2 protein-coding genes and 1 pseudogene are annotated in these 3,403 nt (G+C 65.7%); all 3 read left to right on the top strand.

Annotated features, from left to right (window positions below):
- Positions 1-250: 250 nt before the first annotated feature.
- Positions 251-1,063 (top strand): lysophospholipid acyltransferase family protein, encoded by an 813-nt coding sequence (locus ACLQI9_RS01355; RefSeq protein ID WP_442390826.1) that lies wholly within the window; start codon positions 251-253, stop codon positions 1,061-1,063.
- Positions 1,064-1,072: 9 nt separating this feature from the next.
- The gene (gene fadD12 / locus ACLQI9_RS01350; protein ID WP_442390824.1) at positions 1,073-2,710 is read left to right on the top strand and encodes an acyl-CoA ligase FadD12; all 1,638 of its coding nucleotides are present in this window, start codon (positions 1,073-1,075) and stop codon (positions 2,708-2,710) included.
- A 61-nt stretch (positions 2,711-2,771) separates the two neighbouring features.
- Positions 2,772-3,403, top strand: a pseudogene (locus tag ACLQI9_RS01345) (alpha/beta hydrolase fold domain-containing protein); the annotation flags it as partial.

Here is a 3,403-nt window from a genome sequence, read left to right as displayed (position 1 = left end):
TCCGAAAAGCGTCCCGGCCAGGGGCAGTTGGTTATTCCCCACGCGTATAGACACGGATCGTGTTCGCACGGCCGTAGCGCACCGCACCCCCTTGCTTCGATAGTCCTCGGCCCCGGTGCCCAATTTGGCCACGGCCGCCCGGCGGGACGAAGGACCACTCAGTGGGCGGCACGGATACATTTCGGAGATTCCGCGGTGACAATCGTTGATCACCACACAGGGCCGAAGGCCTACGAGCAAAAGGACGGCCGTGACCGCACCCGACAACGACCAAACAGAGACCGAGACCGAGAAGTGGGACCCCCTCTTCACCCAAAGCGTGCTGGACCGGGTCCGGCCGATCATGAAGACGTGGTTCCGGTCTGAGGTCCGCGGCCTGGAGCGGCTGCCACTCGGCGGCGCGCTCGTCGTGTCGAACCATTCCGGCGGTCTGTTCGCGGTCGACGTTCCGGTCTTCGCGGTTGACTTCTATGACCGTTACGGCTATGACCGTCCGGTCTACACACTCAGCCACGACATCCTGTTCCAGGCCCCGATCGCCACTCCGCTCATTCGGCTGGGGTTCATCCGCGCCAGCCGCAGCAACGCCGCCGCGGCCCTGCGGTCAGGCGGGCTCGTGATCGTTTTCCCGGGCGGCGACTACGACTGCTACCGGCCAACCCTGTCGGCCAACAAGATCGACTTCGCCGGACGGACCGGATACGTCCGGTCCGCCAGCGAGGCCGGCGTCCCCATCGTCCCGATGGTGTCGATCGGCGCCCAGGAGAATCAGCTGTACCTCACCCGCGGCGGCTGGGTGGCGAAACGGCTGGGACTCAAGCGGCTGTTGCGCACATCGCTATTCCCGATCTCGTTCGGTGTCCCGTTCGGCTTGAGTGTGTTGCTGCCATTTAACTTACCGCTGCCCACCAAGATCACCACCGAGGTGCTCGAGCCGATCGACATCACCGCCACCTTCGGGACGAATCCTGATATCGACGAGGTGGACGCCCACGTGCGCTCGGTGATGCAGACGGCCCTGGACCGGCTGGCCCGTGAGCGCCGGTTTCCGTTGCTCGGTTAGGTGATCGCGATGTTGCACTGCATCGGCAAGACCCGTGAGCTGATCGCCGCGATGCGCCGGTCACGGATGATGGCGCCGCTGCGTCCCGATAAGTACCTGCGTATCGTCGCCGCGGCGCGGAACGAGGGCACGATGGGAACCCTGGGCTTTGCCGTCGCAGCGCGGCGGTGCCCCGAGCGTGTCGGGTTAGTCGATGAACTCGGACAACTAACCTGGCGCCAACTCGACGAGCGGGCCGCCGCGTTCGCCGCGGCTCTGCAGTCGATAGCCGGGGGCCCACCAACAACCATCGGGATCATGTGCCGCAACCACCGCGGTTTCATCGAGCCGTTGATTGCTGCGAACCGCATGGGCGGCGATGTCGTGCTGCTGAACACCTCGTTCGCGGGGCCGGCGCTCGCCGATGTGGTGAAACGCGAAGACATCGACGTCGTCATCTACGACGAGGAGTTCATCCCCGCCGTCGACCGCGCGCTCTGCGATCGTCCCGACGCCAGGCGGATCATCGCGTGGACCGACAGTCCGTCAGCCCACGACGTCACCGTCGAGAAGCTGATCACCGCCCACGCTGGGAATCGGCCCGAGCGCACCCGGCGCAAGGGCAGGCTGATCCTGCTCACGTCGGGCACGACGGGAACACCTAAGGGCGCCAGACGCTCCGGCGGCGGACCCGATGAGCTCGTCGCGATTCTCGACGCGATGCCTTGGCGAGCCGAAGAGACCACAGTGGTCGTGGCACCAATGTTTCATGCGTGGGGCTTTTTCCAGCTCGTGTTCTCGGCGATGATGGCGTGCACCATCGTCACTCGCCGCAAGTTCGACGCTGAGGCGACGCTGGAGTTGGTTGAGCGGCACCGTGCCACGGGCCTGGCGATGGTGCCGGTGATGTTGGACCGGATCATGGAACTTCCCGAAGATGTTCGAAAATGCTACCGCTGCAAGTCATTACGCTTCGTAGCCTCCTCCGGATCGCGGATGCGCCCCGACGTCGTGACAGCGTTCATGGACCAGTTCGGCGACATCGTCTACAACAATTACAACGCCACCGAGGCCGGGATGATCGCCACAGCCTGCCCCGAGGACCTGCGAGCCGCACCGGATACCGCGGGTAGACCGGTCTTAGGCACCGTCATTCGTATACTTGACGACCATTTCCGCGATGTCGCCAGCGGCGAGGTCGGCCAGATCTACGTCCGCAACGGCAACCAGTTCGACCGTTACACCTCCGGTGGTTCTAAGGATTTTCGTGATGGCTTCATGGCCTCAGGTGATGTCGGGTATCTCGACACGGCCGGCCGCCTGTTCGTGGTGGGCCGTGACGACGAGATGATCGTGTCCGGCGGTGAGAACGTCTACCCGATCGAGGTGGAGAAGACCTTGGCGGGCCATCCCGATGTCGTTGAGGCAGCGGTGATCGGCGTGGACGACGAGCAGTTCGGCCAACGGCTGGTGGCGTTCTTGGTGCTCAGCTCACGTGCGTCAGCGACACCGGATTCGTTTAAGGCCTACGTGCGACAGAGCCTGGCCAACTACAAGGTCCCGCGCGAGATTTTGATCCTCGACGAGCTGCCCCGCAGCAGCACCGGCAAGATTGTCCGCCGTGAGCTGCGGGCGCGTGTCGGCGTTGCGACTGGTGACCGCAGTTAGCCCGCGATCGCCGCGCTTACTACGCTGGCGGCGCAAAGACCCCAGCGAGGCGGCGCAGTCGGGTTCGGTGCTGCGGGCGGCCCTGCGCGACGGGCTCGGCCCCGATTACGCGGATGTCGCCGCGAGCCCACCGTCAGCGTCAACAGCCAGTGGGCGGCCCACCGTGTGGCGGACCACCTCGGCGCGGCATCGCTACGTCGCGAAGGAGAACACCGTTCGCTACGGCCCGCACCCCCGGGCGAATGTGGCTGACGTCTGGCGCCGCCGCGACCTGCCACACGACGGTAGGGCGCCGGTGCTGGTGCAGATACCCGGCGGCGCTTGGGCACTGGGCCGGAGGCGGCCGCAGGCCTACCCGTTGATGAGCCACCTAGCCGATCGCGGCTGGGTATGCGTGTCGCTGAACCATCGTGTCAGCCCGGTGCACACCTGGCCCGCCCACATCGTCGACGTCAAACGCGCGCTGGCGTGGGTCAAGGAGAATATCGCGGAGTATGGCGGCGACCCGGAATTCGTGGCGATCACCGGCGGCTCGTCTGGCGGTCACCTGGCGGCGCTGGCCGCGCTGACGCCCAACGACCCGCATTACCAGCCCGGTTTCGAAGATGCCGACACGTCGGTGGTCGCGGCCGCGCCGTTCTACGGCCGCTACGACTGGGTCAGCACCGAGGGCAAAGGCCGGCGCGGGCTCAT

Origin of the sequence: Mycobacterium sp. (assembly GCF_052143115.1) — a bacterium.
Lineage (GTDB): Bacteria > Actinomycetota > Actinomycetes > Mycobacteriales > Mycobacteriaceae > Mycobacterium.
Note: the sequence above shows the minus strand (reverse complement) of the source record. Positions and strands in the feature narration are given on the sequence as shown.

Bases quoted from the DNA above. Each gene is read 5' to 3' on its own strand.
- fadD12 (WP_442390824.1), top strand. From the start codon at position 1,073: ATGTTGCACTGCATCGGCAAGACCCGTGAGCTGATCGCCGCGATGCGC.